Annotated in this window: 16 protein-coding genes and 6 tRNA genes; 15 read left to right on the top strand and 7 right to left on the bottom strand. The window is 41.5% G+C overall.

Annotated elements, in window-relative coordinates; genetic code table 11:
• Positions 1–11 precede the first annotated feature (11 nt).
• A complete protein-coding gene (locus tag KG708_RS13845; RefSeq protein ID WP_008110646.1) occupies positions 12–200 on the bottom strand; it encodes a DUF3545 family protein in 189 nt (62 codons plus the stop codon).
• Positions 201–428: 228 nt separating this feature from the next.
• The gene (tal, locus tag KG708_RS13850) at positions 429–1,379 is read right to left on the bottom strand and encodes a transaldolase (RefSeq protein WP_213610681.1); all 951 of its coding nucleotides are present in this window, start codon (positions 1,377–1,379) and stop codon (positions 429–431) included.
• Between the two features lie 218 nt (positions 1,380–1,597).
• Between tal and yaaA the strand changes: the two genes are divergently transcribed.
• Complete coding sequence (gene yaaA, locus KG708_RS13855) at positions 1,598–2,377, top strand: peroxide stress protein YaaA (RefSeq protein ID WP_213610683.1); 780 nt, start codon at positions 1,598–1,600, stop codon at positions 2,375–2,377.
• An 84-nt stretch (positions 2,378–2,461) separates the two neighbouring features.
• Here the strand turns inward: yaaA and KG708_RS13860 are convergent, their stop codons facing one another.
• Positions 2,462–2,779: a BON domain-containing protein gene (locus tag KG708_RS13860; RefSeq protein ID WP_213610684.1), complete on the bottom strand. Its 318-nt coding sequence runs from the start codon at positions 2,777–2,779 to the stop codon at positions 2,462–2,464.
• A gap of 233 nt (positions 2,780–3,012) precedes the next feature.
• The gene (gene srmB / locus KG708_RS13865) at positions 3,013–4,233 is read right to left on the bottom strand and encodes an ATP-dependent RNA helicase SrmB (RefSeq protein WP_213610685.1); all 1,221 of its coding nucleotides are present in this window, start codon (positions 4,231–4,233) and stop codon (positions 3,013–3,015) included.
• Between the two features lie 76 nt (positions 4,234–4,309).
• Between srmB and KG708_RS13870 the strand changes: the two genes are divergently transcribed.
• Positions 4,310–5,008 (top strand): methyltransferase, encoded by a 699-nt coding sequence (locus KG708_RS13870; protein ID WP_213610686.1) that lies wholly within the window; start codon positions 4,310–4,312, stop codon positions 5,006–5,008.
• Between the two features lie 81 nt (positions 5,009–5,089).
• Positions 5,090–5,548 (top strand): DUF2147 domain-containing protein, encoded by a 459-nt coding sequence (locus tag KG708_RS13875; RefSeq protein WP_213610687.1) that lies wholly within the window; start codon positions 5,090–5,092, stop codon positions 5,546–5,548.
• A 47-nt stretch (positions 5,549–5,595) separates the two neighbouring features.
• Here the strand turns inward: KG708_RS13875 and fldB are convergent, their stop codons facing one another.
• Positions 5,596–6,117: a flavodoxin FldB gene (gene fldB, locus KG708_RS13880; protein ID WP_008467792.1), complete on the bottom strand. Its 522-nt coding sequence runs from the start codon at positions 6,115–6,117 to the stop codon at positions 5,596–5,598.
• A 105-nt stretch (positions 6,118–6,222) separates the two neighbouring features.
• Here fldB and xerD point away from each other — a divergent pair, with 105 nt between their 5' ends.
• The 12 genes from xerD to KG708_RS13940 all read left to right on the top strand — a co-directional run bounded on the left by xerD (position 6,223) and on the right by KG708_RS13940 (position 14,143).
• On the top strand, positions 6,223–7,149 hold the full coding sequence (xerD, locus tag KG708_RS13885) for a site-specific tyrosine recombinase XerD (protein ID WP_213610689.1): 927 nt from the start codon (positions 6,223–6,225) through the stop codon (positions 7,147–7,149).
• Between the two features lie 73 nt (positions 7,150–7,222).
• Positions 7,223–7,951: a bifunctional protein-disulfide isomerase/oxidoreductase DsbC gene (dsbC, locus tag KG708_RS13890; protein WP_213610691.1), complete on the top strand. Its 729-nt coding sequence runs from the start codon at positions 7,223–7,225 to the stop codon at positions 7,949–7,951.
• Positions 7,952–8,033: 82 nt separating this feature from the next.
• Positions 8,034–9,755, top strand: coding sequence for a single-stranded-DNA-specific exonuclease RecJ (recJ, locus tag KG708_RS13895; protein ID WP_213610693.1), 1,722 nt, complete (start codon positions 8,034–8,036; stop codon positions 9,753–9,755).
• Positions 9,756–9,900: 145 nt separating this feature from the next.
• Positions 9,901–10,999, top strand: a protein-coding gene (prfB, locus tag KG708_RS13900; protein ID WP_213610695.1) for a peptide chain release factor 2 whose coding sequence is annotated in 2 segments (ribosomal slippage) — positions 9,901–9,975 and positions 9,977–10,999 — 1,098 coding nt in all. Because the reading frame shifts where the segments join, the coding sequence is not laid out codon by codon here.
• Positions 11,000–11,025: 26 nt separating this feature from the next.
• Positions 11,026–12,561: a lysine--tRNA ligase gene (gene lysS, locus KG708_RS13905; RefSeq protein ID WP_213610697.1), complete on the top strand. Its 1,536-nt coding sequence runs from the start codon at positions 11,026–11,028 to the stop codon at positions 12,559–12,561.
• Between the two features lie 352 nt (positions 12,562–12,913).
• A complete protein-coding gene (locus KG708_RS13910) occupies positions 12,914–13,105 on the top strand; it encodes a hypothetical protein (RefSeq protein ID WP_213610699.1) in 192 nt (63 codons plus the stop codon).
• A 119-nt stretch (positions 13,106–13,224) separates the two neighbouring features.
• Positions 13,225–13,317: transfer RNA gene (locus tag KG708_RS13915), tRNA-Ser, on the top strand.
• Positions 13,318–13,351: 34 nt separating this feature from the next.
• Positions 13,352–13,428: transfer RNA gene (locus tag KG708_RS13920), tRNA-Arg, on the top strand.
• A 58-nt stretch (positions 13,429–13,486) separates the two neighbouring features.
• A tRNA-Arg gene (locus KG708_RS13925) sits at positions 13,487–13,563 on the top strand.
• A 148-nt stretch (positions 13,564–13,711) separates the two neighbouring features.
• Positions 13,712–13,788 (top strand) — tRNA-Arg (locus tag KG708_RS13930).
• 58 nt (positions 13,789–13,846) lie between these two features.
• Positions 13,847–13,923: transfer RNA gene (locus tag KG708_RS13935), tRNA-Arg, on the top strand.
• A 143-nt stretch (positions 13,924–14,066) separates the two neighbouring features.
• Positions 14,067–14,143: transfer RNA gene (locus tag KG708_RS13940), tRNA-Arg, on the top strand.
• Between the two features lie 279 nt (positions 14,144–14,422).
• Here the strand turns inward: KG708_RS13940 and dolP are convergent.
• Positions 14,423–14,989, bottom strand: a complete 567-nt coding sequence (gene dolP / locus KG708_RS13945) for a division/outer membrane stress-associated lipid-binding lipoprotein (protein WP_213610701.1) — start codon at positions 14,987–14,989, stop codon at positions 14,423–14,425.
• Positions 14,982–15,575 (bottom strand): SIS domain-containing protein, encoded by a 594-nt coding sequence (locus KG708_RS13950; RefSeq protein ID WP_213610703.1) that lies wholly within the window; start codon positions 15,573–15,575, stop codon positions 14,982–14,984. The genes dolP and KG708_RS13950 overlap by 8 nt, the downstream gene beginning before the upstream one ends.
• Positions 15,576–15,620: the final 45 nt, after the last annotated feature.

Consider the following 15,620-nt stretch of genomic DNA (forward strand, 5'->3'; position numbering starts at 1 on the left):
GCTGCTATTGATTAAAACTCCAACTCATCAATAGCAATACTATCTGCAAAATAGTCGAGTTCCTGTAGTTCTTTGCGCAAACGTTGCTTATCTTTAATTGCTTCTATTTCGCGCCATTTTCTTTTTTTATTTTTTTGAGAGGTTTTTTTCGATGTATCAGACCCTTCTAATATTTCTATTATTTCGTTTAGGCTATCCATTGATTATCTCCTATTGACCACTTTTTGAACCTCGGTAGTATCTATACCACAGCTATTAATAAAATAGAATACAAATGTGACAAAACTGTTACCAATGAGTGATATTTTGATGAAGATCAATACAAAAAGCACTTAAATGAAGACAAGGTGATTATTTATAATATAGTGGCGGGTATAAAAAAACGCCGCTAAAAAGCGACGTTTATAAACTTGTTAAACAACTTGTGGTTACATTGCTTTAAAGCGTGCTTCTAATTGCTCTTGCGCATCTGCAAATGAGCGAATGCCTTCAGCGAGTTTTTCAGTCGCCATAGCATCTTGGTTATGTAACCAACGAAATTGTGCTTCGCTAAGCGGATCAGGTTTAGGCTCTTTAGTAATGTCGCTCTCTAGTAAGTATTCTTGTGCGTCTTTTAAATTATCTAATTCTTCTAAAAGATTTGGACTAATAGTGAGCTTATCACACCCTGTAAGGGCAATAATTTCACCTGTGTTACGAAAGCTTGCGCCCATAACCACAGTTTTGTAATCGTGACGTTTGTAAAACTCAAAAATACTACGTACAGATTGAACACCTGGATCTTGAAGCGGATCGGTTGGTTTTTCCATACCGTTTGCCACGTGCCAATCTAAAATACGGCCAACAAATGGCGAGATTAAAAATACGTTTGCATCAGCACAAGCGCGCGCTTGGGCATCGCTGAATAATAAAGTAAGGTTGCACTTAGTGCCTTCTTTTTCTAATTGTTCAGCCGCCTTAATGCCTTCCCATGTTGACGCTATTTTAATTAAAATTTTGTCTTTGCTTACGCCTTCTTTTTCGTAGAGGCTTAGTAAAGTATGTGCTTTATTAATGGTTGCTTGGGTATCAAATGATAAACGTGCATCAACTTCAGTAGAAATATAACCCGGTACAATTTCACTAATTTCTTTACCAATTAATACTGCAAAATAATCGCAAGCCAGTTCTAGCTGTTTTGCAGGCTGCTGTTCGGTTTCTTTAGCGTATTGCCATGCTTTATCTAGATAAGGTTTGTAAGCTTCAATCTCGCTTGCTTTTAAAAGTAGCGATGGATTGGTAGTCGCATCTTCAGGTTGATGTTTTTTTATGGCTTCTATATCGCCCGTGTCGGCCACGATAGAAGAATGTTGTTTAAGCCTTTGTAGAGCGCTAGTCATTTGCTTTTCCTCATTCCAAGCAAGTTAAAAGAAAATCTAAACTACCTTAATATAGCTATACTGCAACAGTGTGACAATGCTTGATAGGTCTTATGTCCTTATCAATAAAAAAACGGTAACGGTTGAGTTTTAGGTAGGATAATTTTAAACAAAACGTGCTTTTCGTTTCATTTAATGTTGAAATTGACATTAAATAATTTACAAGTCAATAGCTAACTATGATCACTGTTATTTCACCAGCAAAGAATCTTGATTACGACACGCCACCCGCAACAGATAAGTTCACTCAACCTGAATTACTTGAGCACAGCGAAGCGCTCATGAAAGTATGCCGTGAACTAACTCCTGCGCAAATTGGCAGTTTAATGAAAATTAGCGATAAACTCGCAGGCCTCAACGCAGCGCGTTTTAGTGAGTGGGCACAACCATTCACTACCGATAATGCTAAACAGGCCGTGCTTGCCTTTAACGGCGATGTATACGGCGGGTTAGATGCTAATACCCTCACTACTAAGCAGCTTGATTACGCTCAAGACCATTTACGTATACTTTCGGGATTATACGGCGTGTTAAAGCCGCTTGATTTAATGCAGGCTTATCGCTTAGAAATGGGTACAAAACTTGAAAATAGCCGGGGTAAAAACTTATATGAGTTTTGGGGCAGTGTTATTGCTAATAAACTTAACGACGTATTAGCGGCACAAGATGCACAATACTTAGTAAACCTAGCCTCTAACGAATACTTTAAAGCGGTAGATAAAAAAGCGCTTAACGCACACATTATTACCCCACACTTTAAAGACTGTAAAAACGGTCAATACAAAGTGATTAGCTTTTACGCTAAAAAAGCGCGCGGCATGATGGCGCGCTACATCATCGAAAATCAGGTGACTCAATTAAGCCAACTCAAAAAGTTTACTGTGGCCGGCTATTACTTTAGCCCAGAGGCAACCACCAAAGAACTTGAACCGGTATTTTTACGCGAAGAGCAAAACTAACACGCCTTTTAACGTATTTAATAAGCCATGCATTGCATGGCTTACTTATGTAGGTGCTTTTTTTACGCCTTAGATTTAGCTAAGCTAAATGATAATATTATTTTTAATACGTTTTACCCCATCCATATTTTCTAAAAACTTTTGTGCAAGAGCACGTTCAAAACCGTTATTGGCTTCGCCTTTAAGTTCAACGTCACCGTCATTAACGTGTACGTTTAGCTTTTCTAACTTTAAATTTGGGTTAGTGCGTAACTCATGAGTAATAGATTGTTGTAAATTAGGTTGTGTAGCCACACTGCTAACTACAGCTAAATGCGTTGCTGCATTGACTTTAAAAGCAGAGGCTAATAAAAATAAACAACAAAACGAAATAAAACCGATAGTAAATTTAATGCGATTCATAACTATATCCTTAGTGTGTTACTAAAAAGCAACGCCATTACTCGGCGTTTTAAAACTCATATGCTAGGTAGGGTTACAAGTTTCATTCCAAAATTAACTATTTGAAATAACTTACTATTTTATTAATCGGTTATTCAGCTAAGTATTTTTTACATGTTACTTTGAATAGCTTACTCACTGTTTTTAAGCCACAAAAAAGCCGACAAACGTCGGCTTAATTAAATGTGTTAAAGCTATTTTTTCTTTTTAGCTTTTTTCTTTGCTTTCATTTTTACTGGATCTTTACGCTTTTTAACCGGTGGCTTGGCTTCTTTATGCTTTGGCTCTAATCCTTTAAATACACGGCGTTTTAGCTTTTGCTCTATGTAACGTTCTACTTTGTAAAGTATACCAATGTCATGCGCTTCAATTAATGAAATCGCAATCCCTTTTTTACCAGCACGACCGGTACGGCCAATACGGTGTACGTATACATCTGCAGTACGTGGCATATCAAAGTTGATTACATGGCTAATATCAGCAACATCAATACCACGGGCGGCGACATCAGTTGCTACCAAAATACGGGTTTTGCCACTGTGGAAGTTTTCCATGGCTTTCATGCGTTTGTCTTGCGGCATTTCACCACGTAACCACGCAGCTTTTACGCCATTATTAGTAAGCTCACCAACGAGGGTTTCAAGGCGCTCACGCGTTTTTACAAACACAATCGCTTTACTGACATCAGGGCCATTTAAGGTGTTAACTAATAGCTCTAGTTTATGGCGGTAGTCGTCTGCTAAATGAACCCATTGATGAATTTTAGCTTTTTCTTTGCGTGTTGATTCGGCTTCAAGTAGTGCAGGGTCATTTAAAATACGCTCAGCAAATAATTCTACGCTATCGCCCTCAAGGGTTGCTGAGAATAAAAAGCACTGACGACGGTTTTTAGCTTCATCACAAATACGCAGCATTTCTTTACGAAAACCCATGTCGAGCATGCGGTCGGCTTCATCAAGAATGAGCATTTCTACGTTTTCAGCGTGGAAGTTTTCGGTTTCTAGATATTCCATTAATCGCCCAGGTGTGGCGATTAAAATGTCGTTATTATTTTCAAAAATTTCTTTGTGTGTACCGTAGTTAATACCGCCGGTAACAACCCCAATTTTTAACTGGGTTTGCTTTGCAAGTAACTCACATTGTTCATGAATTTGATAAGCAAGCTCACGGGTTGGGGTCATAATTAATACCCGTGCAAAGCCCGGATCACGACGCGGGAAATCCATTAAATATTGAATTGCCGGAATTAAAAATGCCGCCGTTTTACCTGTACCTGTTGGTGCTGACGCTAGAATATCGCGCCCTTGCAACGCCTCAGGAATGGCCTGTTGTTGAATGCTAGTAGGGGTTTCGTAACCCATTTTATTAATAGCATTGAGTAGCTTATCATCAAGATCAAATTCAGAAAATTGCATAGAGTGTCAAAAATAGGGGACAATTGCCGTTAATTATACGCACTTAAACCTGCTTGGTGAATGAAAAGGTGAAAAAATGTCTGGTTTTGCATTTAAACAATTTAAGGTTGAGCACGAACAGTGCGCCATGAAGGTCTCTACCGATGGCATTTTACTAGGCGCATGGGCTGATTTAAATGGAGCAAAGACGTTACTTGATATAGGAACAGGTACAGGGTTACTGGCTCTAATGTGTAAGCAACGAGCGCCACATTTAAAGGTAAGCGCGGTTGAAGTTGATGAAGCCGCCTACCAGCAAGCTGTACAAAACTGCCAGCAAAGTCCTTGGCCAGATATTAGTATTTACCATCAGCCTATTCAGCAGTTTGAGGCTGCGGGTTTATTTGATTGTGTTATAGCTAATCCGCCTTATTTCAATCAAAGTTTAAAAGGTGATAATGCAGCGCGTAATGCTGCTCGCCATACCGATGGTTTAAGCTTTGCAGAACTGCTTGGTGCGTTTAGGCAACTAAGTCATCAACATTCGCGTTTTAATCTTATTTTACCCACCACTGAGGCGCAGTTATTTATAACATTAGCACAGCAGCAAGGGCTGTATTTAAATCGTCACTGCCAAGTACAAGCTATGCCAAATAAGCCTTTTAGCCGCAGTTTGATGACTTTTAGTTATGAGCAGAGTGAGATAAGTACAACTAAGTTATGTATAAGAGCCGATGATAATAGCTATACCCCGCAATATCAGGCGTTATGCCGCGAATTTTATTTAAAAATGTAGCATGTTCTAGTTATTTAATCAGTTTTGCATCTGGGTATTTATTGTTAGTATGGATTCATTAATCACAAATATAGTAACGCAATGAATTTATTAAATAAAAAAAGAGTTAATACGCTATTGATGGGTTTTTTAGTTGGCAGTATTTTTGCTTCATTTAAGTTATTGGCTAACCCCACACCGGTTGGGCTTTGGAAAACCATTAACGAAGAGACCAACGAGGCTAAGTCGTACGTTCGCATTACTGAGAAAAATGGCGTGCTGACTGGTAAAATTGAAAAAATACTTAATAAAGCCAAGCAAGATACACTTTGCAGCGAGTGCAGCGGTGATAAAAAAGATCAGCCTATGTTGGGGATGACCATTATTGAAAATGTGACCTATGCGGGTGACGGTAGTTGGGAAGACGGTGAAATACTCGACCCAAATAACGGTAAAACCTACAGCGTGCGTTTAACACCGCAGCAAAACGGCGAAAAGCTTGAAGTGCGCGGTTATGTGGGCTTTTTTTACCGTAATCAATATTGGTTAAAAGTAGAGTAATTTAGGATTAAAAAGCGCTGCATGGCAGCGCTCTTTGCAATAGTGAGTTATAGAGTTTCAGCGTACTCTGTCATCACTTGTTCTACCCACGTGGCAATACGCTCGTCGCTTAGCTCGTACTGACTGTCTTCGTCTAATGCTAAACCTACAAACTGTTTACCGTCTTCGGTAAGTGCTTTTGATGCTTCAAATTCGTAATTGCTGTCGTTCGGCCAAAAGCCAAGTTGAGTAATGGCTTGAGCATTTATTTCGTCGTGAAGCATGCCGAGTGCATCTTGAAACCACTGGCCATATCCTTGCTGATCGCCCATACCAAATAGCGCAATGGTTTTACCATTTAAGTCAACATCTTTTATGTCGTCCCACTTTGATTCCCAATCTTCTTGAATTTCGCCAAAGTCCCACGTTGAGATACCAAAAATGATAAAGTCATATTGCTCAGCGTTTTTAAGCGGTTCGTCTTTAATATTGTGTAAACTGACGATATCGGCGCCAATAATGTCGCGTATTTTTTCTGCCGCCATTTCGGTATAGCAGGTAGTAGAACCAAAAAATAAACCAATCTGCATCGTATTTATCACTGTGTAATTGCCTGTTATGATAGGCCCAAGTTTACCGTAAGGTATTTTTAATTGATACCTTCTACCGTGGTATTACCAATATGAGATCACAACGTGACAACGCTATCTGACGATTTACCTGAACAAAATACTGAGCTAAGCAGCAATAGCGACTTTTTAGAAACCTTTTTAGATAGCCTCTATTTAGAGCAAGGCGTAAGTGAAAACACACTGAGCGCTTATCGCAGTGACTTAGATAAGTTTTGCCAATTTTTAAAAGGCGAAAACTTAATGATGGTGACAGGCTCTGACATTGAAAGTTATTTAGCACACCGGGTTGATTTAGGGCTAAAACCACGCAGCACTGCGCGCAGCATTAGCGCATTAAAACGTTTTTATCAGTACTTTGTGCGTGAAAAAATAATTACCGACTCACCTATGGTCAATATTGCTCAGCCTAAAGCGGGGCAGTCGTTACCAAAAACGCTTTCTGAGGCCGAGGTAGAAGCGCTTTTAAGTGCGCCTAATATTGAAGAACCAATGGGACTGCGTGATAAAGCCATGTTAGAGTTACTGTACGCGACAGGCTTGCGAGTAACTGAGTTAGTGGGGCTGAGAATGGAGCAAATAAATTTGCGCCAAGCTGTGGTGTTTGTAAAAGGTAAGGGAAACAAAGAGCGATTAGTGCCTTTAGGTGAAGAAGCTATGTATTGGCTCGAGCAGTTTTTAAAGCTCGGGCGAGCACAAATGATAAAACATGCCACCGATTTTGTATTTCCTTCTAAACGAGGGGTAGGCATGACACGACAAACTTTTTGGCATCGGATTAAACACTATGCTATTTTGGCATCCGTTGAGTCGCCGTTATCACCTCACACTTTGCGACATGCATTTGCAACGCATTTATTAAATCATGGGGCTGACTTGCGTGTGGTGCAGATGATGCTTGGCCACAGCGACCTATCAACTACCCAAATTTATACGCATGTAGCGAATGAGCGATTAAAATCGGTGCATGCTGAGCATCATCCTCGTGCTTAAGCGAATTTTTTTGTCACTAAGCCGGTCATATAGGCACGATAAGATAAGTATTTTTTAGGATAGAGAACCCGTTATGAAAAAATTAATGTTAGCAGGTGCCATGTTGTGCACTAGTTTGAGCGCTTTTGCTAATGGCGTTGCAGTAACACCCGATGCCAATGATCCTATCGTGACAAAATTTGCCGCGCTAGGAGTAACTGTTAAACAAATAAACCCAAGCCCCGTTGCAGGCTTAAAAGAATTGATCACCAATAAAGGCGTGTTATATGCAAGCCCAGATGGCCAGTTTTTAATGCAAGGTACGCTTATTGACTTAAACAACCGCAGTAATTTAACTGAGCAAGCACTTAATGGTGTGCGCCAATCAGGGTTAAAAGAATACGAAAATTCAATGATTGTGTACAAGGCGCCTGAAGAAAAACACAGCATTACCGTATTTACTGATATTAGTTGTGGTTATTGTCGCAAATTACACCGTGAGCTTGATGATTTACTTGAGCTAGGCATTACCGTTAAATACCTAGCGTTTCCACGCGGAGGGCTGCAAGGATCTGGTTATACTGATTTAATGAACGTATGGTGTGCTAACGATCAGCAAGAAGCATTAACAGAAGCTAAAGCGGGCGCTGACACAAAAGTTGTAAAAGACTGTAACGCACCCGTTGCAGAGCATTACCAGTTAGGCCAGAGCTTTGGTATTAGTGGTACACCGGCTATTATTTTGGAAGACGGCACTATGATCCCAGGCTATCAGCCTGCTGCGGCATTAAACGCTGCGCTTGAGGCGAACAAAGCGGGCTAAGTGATATCGCGAGTATGTATTTAAAAAGGCCTTAACGGCCTTTTTTTGTCTTATTATTAACACCATAAGTTAAAAAACCAGCATGAAAAAAATGATCATTGCGCGAGAACCCGTTGACGACTCTCATCTGCCGAGCCATCTTCATCCTGTTATTAAGCAAATTTATGCCACGCGAAATGTTTCCCATGCCGATGAGCTAAACAATAGCGCAGCTACATTGCACGACTTCACACTTTTTAAAGATATAGACAAAGCCAGCCAACTGTTAATTGAAGCCCTACACGCACAAAGCAAAATACTTATTGTTGGCGACTTTGACGCCGATGGCGCAACCAGCACCGCCACCTTAATGCAAGGGTTGGCCATGTTTGGCTTTACCCACTTAGATTACTTAGTACCAGACCGCTTTAGTTTAGGATACGGCTTAAGCCCAGCATTGGCAGAGCAAATAGTGACAATGCAGCCCGGTTTAGTGATCACCGTCGATAACGGCATATCGTGTATCGCAGGCATTGATATTGTTAAAGCCGCAGGCATAAAAGTGCTGGTAACAGATCACCACTTGCAGGGTGAACAACTGCCAAATGCCGATGCGATTGTTAACCCTAACCGCCACGATTGTGATTTTCCCTCTAAGTCAATAGCCGGTGTTGGGGTGGCATTTTATTTACTCATTGCCCTGAGAAGCGCACTGCGTGAACAAGGTTATTTTGAGCAGCATCCTATGCCAAATATTGCTGATTTGCTTGATATTGTAGCACTAGGTACGGTGGCCGATGTGGTAGCACTTGATGCGAATAACCGCACCTTAGTGCACCAAGGCTTGGCACGTATTCGCAGCGGTAAAACTCGCCCAGGGATCACCGCACTTATTGAAGTGGCTAACCGCAATGCAGCGCGTTTAAGCGCCAGTGACTTTGGTTTTTCGCTTGCACCACGCTTAAATGCAGCAGGGCGCTTAGACGACATGAGTCTAGGCATAGCGTGTTTACTTAGCAACGACATAAATCAAGCAAGGCGCATAGCCGGTGAGCTTGATAGCTTAAACTTTGCCAGACGTGAAATAGAGCAAGGCATGCAAGCAGAAGCGCAAGCGGTGCTCGATAGGCTCGCCTTTAAAGAAGACAGTGTGCCCGATGCTATTTGTTTGTACCAAGACGATTGGCACCAAGGGGTCATTGGTATTTTAGCCGGGCGCTTAAAAGAAAAGTACCACCGCCCAACGGTGATATTTGCCGGTGGTGAAAACGGTGAAATAAAAGGCTCATGTCGCTCAATTGAAGGCTTGCATATGCGCGACCTACTTGAGGGATTAAACACCGCGCAGCCTGGTTTGATTAATAAATTTGGTGGCCACGCAATGGCGGCAGGGTTAAGTATTAACGAGCAGCAATTTACTGAATTTAAACGTGCGTTTGATAGTGCGGTCAGCGCGCAACTCAGTGAAGAAAGTAAACGCTGCATTGTATTTACTGATGGCGAGCTACCTAATGACTGCTTTAGCATGGATTTTGCGCAATTATTAAAGCAATCAGGCCCGTGGGGGCAGCAATTTCCTGAGCCGATATTTGAACACACCTTTGAAGTGATACAGCAGCGCATTGTGGGTGAAAAACACCTAAAGTTAGTCCTTAAACACCAATCTGCACGTTTAGTTGACGCCATAGCTTTTGGCATTGATGTAAAAGCGTGGCCAGATACCGAGGCGCAGTTTGTTAAAGTAGCGTACCAGCTCGATATAAATGAGTTTAGAGGTAAATTTAGCTTACAACTTATAGTTAGAGAGCTTGAAAAAGTGGGCTAAAAAAGTTCTTCAAACCATGCATAAAAGGCTAATAAAACGTGCGGTTTTTTGTTAAAATCGGGCGTTTTTATTATTTGATGATTTTTAATTGCGCTCAGTCCCTTTTTTAAGTGCGCAATAACCTAGCCATTTTGGAGTAATGACCATGTTTGAAGTGAATCCTGTGATTAATCAAATCAAGGAAATTCGCGAGCGTACTGAACTGCTTCGGGGGTACCTTTGACTATGCTCTTAAACAAGAGCGTTTAGAAGAAGTTAACGCCGAACTTGAAGATTCAGCCGTATGGAATGAGCCTGAGCGCGCACAAGCCCTTGGTCGTGAAAAGTCAGCACTAGAAGCGGTTGTTGAAACCATTGACACCTTAGTGGCGGGTACTGACGACGTTGAAGGGTTACTTGAATTGGCAGTTGAAGCCGAAGATCAAGACACCTTTGATGAAGCACAAAGCGAACTGGCTGATTTAAATCAGCAGCTTGAAGGACTTGAGTTTCGTCGTATGTTTTCAGGTACTCATGATTCAAACGATGCCTACCTTGATTTACAGTCAGGCTCTGGCGGTACGGAAGCGCAAGACTGGTGTAATATTTTACTTCGTATGTACTTACGCTGGGGTGAAGCAAAAGGCTTTAAAGTAGAGCTAGTTGAAGCGACTGATGGTGATGTTGCCGGTATTAAAGGCGCAACGGTGCGTTTTTCTGGCGAATACGCTTATGGTTGGTTACGCACCGAAACAGGTGTACATCGCCTTGTACGAAAAAGCCCATTTGATTCAAGTGGTCGTCGTCACACCTCGTTTGCGTCTGCGTTTGTGTACCCTGAGGTTGATGATAATATTGAAATTGATATTAATCCGGCTGACTTACGTATAGACGTTTACCGTGCATCGGGTGCCGGTGGCCAGCACGTAAATACTACAGAATCAGCGGTACGTATTACGCACGTACCCACCAATACTGTGGTGCAGTGTCAAAACGAGCGCTCGCAGCATAAAAATAAAGCCCAAGCAATGAAGCAGTTAAAAGCGAAATTATTTGAGCTTGAGCTACAACAGCAAAATGCAGAAAAGCAAAGCCAAGAAGACAACAAGTCTGATATTGGCTGGGGAAGTCAAATTCGTTCTTACGTACTTGATGACTCGCGTATTAAAGATTTACGTACCGGCGTTGAAAACCGTAATACTCAAGCGGTACTCGATGGCGACTTAGACAAATTTATTGAAGCCAGCTTAAAATCTGGTTTATAACCACCAAGCTAAAAAAGAGCTAAAAAATGACTGATCAAATCCAAGACGAAAATAAGTTAATCGCTGAGCGTCGCGGCAAATTAGACGCTATTCGCGCAAATTGCCCAGCCAACGGTCATCCAAACCAATTCCGTCGTGAGCATTACACGGCAGATTTGCAGGCTGAGTTTGGTGATAAGAGTAAAGAAGAATTAATCGAATTACAGCACCTAGTATCGATTGCAGGTCGTATTCTTGCTAAGCGTGGTCCGTTTATGTCTATTCAAGATATGAAAGGCCGTGTACAAGTTTATGCATCAAAAGACGTACAAAAAGATTTAAAAGCAAAATATGGCCAACTCGATATTGGCGATATTATTGGTGTTAAAGGGCCGCTTAATAAATCGGGTAAAGGCGATTTATACGTAGACATGGCTGAGTACGAACTACTGACTAAGTCACTTCGTCCACTTCCTGAAAAATTCCATGGCCTATCGGATCAAGAAACGAAATACCGTCAGCGTTATGTTGATTTAATTACTAACGAAGCAACGCGTGAAACATTCCGTATTCGCTCACAAGTGGTTGAAGGTATTCGTCGCTTTTTAGCAGACCGCGACTTTATGGAAGTTGAAACGCCAATGCTACAGGTTATCCCTGGTGGCGCATCTGCGCGTCCATTCGTAACTCATCATAATGCGCTTGATATCGACATGTACTTACGTATTGCGCCTGAGCTTTACTTAAAGCGTTTAGTAGTCGGTGGTTTTGACCGTGTATTCGAAATTAACCGTAACTTCCGTAACGAAGGGTTATCGACGCGTCACAACCCAGAATTCACTATGATTGAGTTCTACCAAGCGTACGCTGACTACATTGATTTAATGAACATCACCGAAGACATGTTACGTACAGTTGCAACTAACGTACTGGGCAGCCCAATTGTGGTTAACACCACTAAAGATGAAAACGGTGAAGTGATTGATTCAGTAGAGTATGACTTTGGTCAACCGTTCACACGTTTAAGCATGAGCGACGCAATCTTAAAATACAACCCAGAGTTTGATGCTGCGGTATTTAACGACCCAGAAAACCACTTTGAAGAATTAAAAGCGTACGCTAAACAAGTGCATGTTAAAATTCCAGAAAACTGCGTATGGGGCCCGGGTAAGTTTTTATGTGAAATATTTGAAGAGACGGCTGAGCATATGCTTATCCAACCTACATTTATTACAGGGTATCCGTGGGAAGTATCTCCACTTGCACGTCGTAACGACGAAAACCCATTTGTAACTGACCGCTTTGAATTCTTTGTTGGTGGCCGTGAGCTTGCAAATGGTTTCTCTGAGCTTAATGATGCACAAGATCAAGCTGAGCGTTTTTCTCGCCAAGTTGAAGAAAAAGACGCAGGTGATGATGAAGCAATGCACTACGACGAAGACTACATTCGCGCGCTAGAGTATGGTTTACCACCAACAGCGGGTGAAGGGATTGGTATTGACCGTTTAGTCATGTTGTTTACTGACTCACCAACAATTAAAGATGTTATTTTATTCCCGCATATGCGCCCACAAGCAGACTAAGCTTAAAGGAATAAACTAAAAAATTATCAACGCCGCTAACTAGCGGCGTTTTTTGCCCTATTGTTTGTGAGACATTGCCTAAACTGCTCATTAAGCCTTTTAATTAATTGTTTTCACATTAATGATGAAGTCTAGTTATAAAGAGGTGTTAACCTTTAATTCAGTTTTACTTGTATTTGGTTACTCCATTACTTAGCAATATTACAGCTGTGACATAACTTTTTGTTATGATTGTTTTTTAAACATTATGTTGTATTTATGTGAATTTTTTAGTTAAAATATGGCCGAAATTTATACGCTGTCATTCTTAGTCGTAAAAAATAAAAATTTCTAAAGGACTTAGAAAAATAATATGAAAGTTAAACAAGTAGAACCTTTACCGGATGAAAACACCACTGAACAAGAGCGACAAGCATATTATCGTGCGTGCATTGTTGAGTTTCAGAAGTTGGGTTATCAAGAGCAATACCTTGCTGAGCTTACGGACGAACTAGTGCCAGTGATGGGTGTAAACTCCAATATTCCAAATGCAAAATCCGATTAAATTTCAAGCTAATTTCACTGTAAAACTAAACATATGTGCAATCTATAGCCATATAGTCACTTTTGTCAGAAAAGTGTTTGACATATTTTCTGAAATCTTTATTATACGCCCCACAAGACGGAGAGGTGTCCGAGTGGCCGAAGGAGCTCCCCTGCTAAGGGAGTATAGAGTTTGTAGCTCTATCGAGGGTTCGAATCCCTCCCTCTCCACCATTTTTATAATGGCGCATCTTGTAAAATAAAGTATGGGCGCATAGCTCAGCTGGATAGAGTACCTGGCTACGAACCAGGCGGTCGGAGGTTCGAATCCTCCTGCGCCCACCATACTTTACTCTTTTTTAGAGAACGCTCTGCTTAGAGTTAAAACAAGCAAAATGAAAGTGGGCGCATAGCTCAGCTGGATAGAGTACCTGGCTACGAACCAGGCGGTCGGAGGTTCGAATCCTCCTGCGCCCACCACCTTCATACAAACTCAAACTAAGAGTATAAAGTAAAGTGTTGGCTAAAGCCAAGCGGTCGGAGGTTCATTCTTACAAGATACGTCCTACGCCCACCACTTTCAGCTCTCACTTGAGTTTATAATGGCGCATCTTGTAAAATAAAGTATGGGCGCATAGCTCAGCTGGATAGAGTACCTGGCTACGAACCAGGCGGTCGGAGGTTCGAATCCTCCTGCGCCCACCATACTTTACTCTTTTTTAGAGAACGCTCTGCTTAGAGTTAAAACAAGCAAAATGAAAGTGGGCGCATAGCTCAGCTGGATAGAGTACCTGGCTACGAACCAGGCGGTCGGAGGTTCGAATCCTCCTGCGCCCACCACCTTCATACAAACTCAAACTAAGAGTATAAAAAAGTAAAGTGTTGGCTAAAGCCAAGCGGTCGGAGGTTCATTCTTACAAGATACGTCCTACGCCCACCACTTTCAGCTCTCACTTAGAGTTTAAATAAGTAAATATGAAAGTGGGCGCATAGCTCAGCTGGATAGAGTACCTGGCTACGAACCAGGCGGTCGGAGGTTCGAATCCTCCTGCGCCCACCACTTTCATACATAAGCCGACACTAAGTCGGTTTTTTTGTGCCTGAAATAAAGTGAATATGGGAAAGTAGCAAGCTACAAACCAGACGGTCGGAGGTTCACTCTTAGAAGATACATCCTGCGCCCATCACTTTCATACATAAGCCGACACTAAGTCGGTTTTTTTGTGCCTGAAATAAAGTGAAAACGAGATAAGCTACCCTGCTAAAGCTCTCTGTGGTTCAAAGCGAAAGTTAACGAGCAACGACAATAGGTTGCAGGCTAAAACTGCGAGCCTTTACACTACAAATATTCAAATACTTTAATTACGCGCTCTACGCCTGAGATATTACGGGCGATATTAACGGCTTGGCTCGCTTCATCGTCAGATACTAAGCCCATTAAAAAAACTTCAGCGTTTTCTGTCACTACTTTTATATTATTACTGCTGATATTTTTAGCGGCTAAAAGCTGGGCTTTAACTTTTGAGGTTAACCAAGTGTCGTGTGTTTGTGTGGTTATGCTGATGTTTGAGCCTATCCGTAGTTGGTTATGAATTTTACGAATACCTGAGATGTGTTCAATGGTTTTTAACGCTTGGTTTTTCATTTCTTGATTAGGGACTTGGCCTACCATTAATACCACCCCATTTACGCTGACAACGCTGATATGCGCAAATTTATTGAGGCGTTCTACTTCACTAATGGCAAAACTGGCTTTTATTTCAATATTGTTATCGTCTATTTGTGAGCCAATAGTGCGCCTATCATTTGCTGCAGTAACGGCGCCAGCGGTACCTGCAACAACTGCTGCGGCACACCCTTGTAATAATAAAACCGTGCTTAAAATAACTAGGGAGCGTTTAAACATAATTATCATCCTGTGGGAAGAGGGTTAAATCTACCAATTCACTTAAACAGTGAAGGTTTACTAAATGCGATTCAATGATGCGGCTAGGACGTTTTGATGGGGTACGTATTTCTACATCGTTATGCCCAAGTAGACCAACGAGTTCGCCGCCATCATCGCCTACCATCACTATGACCTTCATATCCTTGGTTAGTGCCGCTTCTACTGCTGAAATTATGTGTTTTTCATTGCCATTAATGGCTAATACCAGTAATAAGTCGCCTTGCTGAGCAAATGCACGTATTTGGCGTGCAAAGGTGTCGTGGTCATCAATTTGATAACTTTGACCTAAATTAATATTCGCTTGTGAGAGGGCGATTGCAGGTAAGCATGGCCGCTCTGTTTCGTAAAAGTTAACTAAAACGCCTGCTATATGTTGCGCTAGCATGTGGCAATTTGCTGTGCCGCAGCAAATAAGTTTATTTCCGTTGATTAAACTCTGTGCAATGGTAAAGGCGGCAGATTCGAGTGCACTTGGTAGCACTTCTCCAGCTGCTATTTGTACTTGAATGCTTTCTGTAAAAATTTCTTTTATTGTATCTTGCATGGGTTACCAACAATTAATATCTAATTCTATGTGAGCTCACACCCG

This window comes from Pseudoalteromonas sp. (assembly GCF_018402495.1).
Lineage (GTDB): Bacteria > Pseudomonadota > Gammaproteobacteria > Enterobacterales > Alteromonadaceae > Pseudoalteromonas.

What these genes read in the sequence shown, in the direction of transcription:
- KG708_RS13845 (WP_008110646.1), bottom strand. Translation starts at nt 200, where the DNA reads ATGGATAGCCTAAACGAAATAATAGAAATATTAGAAGGGTCTGATACA.
- tal (WP_213610681.1), bottom strand. Translation starts at nt 1,379, where the DNA reads ATGACTAGCGCTCTACAAAGGCTTAAACAACATTCTTCTATCGTGGCC.
- yaaA (WP_213610683.1), top strand. Translation starts at nt 1,598, where the DNA reads ATGATCACTGTTATTTCACCAGCAAAGAATCTTGATTACGACACGCCA.
- KG708_RS13860 (WP_213610684.1), bottom strand. Translation starts at nt 2,779, where the DNA reads ATGAATCGCATTAAATTTACTATCGGTTTTATTTCGTTTTGTTGTTTA.
- srmB (WP_213610685.1), bottom strand. Translation starts at nt 4,233, where the DNA reads ATGCAATTTTCTGAATTTGATCTTGATGATAAGCTACTCAATGCTATT.
- KG708_RS13870 (WP_213610686.1), top strand. Translation starts at nt 4,310, where the DNA reads ATGTCTGGTTTTGCATTTAAACAATTTAAGGTTGAGCACGAACAGTGC.
- KG708_RS13875 (WP_213610687.1), top strand. Translation starts at nt 5,090, where the DNA reads ATGAATTTATTAAATAAAAAAAGAGTTAATACGCTATTGATGGGTTTT.
- fldB (WP_008467792.1), bottom strand. Translation starts at nt 6,117, where the DNA reads ATGCAGATTGGTTTATTTTTTGGTTCTACTACCTGCTATACCGAAATG.
- dsbC (WP_213610691.1), top strand. Translation starts at nt 7,223, where the DNA reads ATGAAAAAATTAATGTTAGCAGGTGCCATGTTGTGCACTAGTTTGAGC.
- recJ (WP_213610693.1), top strand. Translation starts at nt 8,034, where the DNA reads ATGAAAAAAATGATCATTGCGCGAGAACCCGTTGACGACTCTCATCTG.
- lysS (WP_213610697.1), top strand. Translation starts at nt 11,026, where the DNA reads ATGACTGATCAAATCCAAGACGAAAATAAGTTAATCGCTGAGCGTCGC.
- KG708_RS13910 (WP_213610699.1), top strand. Translation starts at nt 12,914, where the DNA reads ATGAAAGTTAAACAAGTAGAACCTTTACCGGATGAAAACACCACTGAA.
- dolP (WP_213610701.1), bottom strand. Translation starts at nt 14,989, where the DNA reads ATGTTTAAACGCTCCCTAGTTATTTTAAGCACGGTTTTATTATTACAA.
- KG708_RS13950 (WP_213610703.1), bottom strand. Translation starts at nt 15,575, where the DNA reads ATGCAAGATACAATAAAAGAAATTTTTACAGAAAGCATTCAAGTACAA.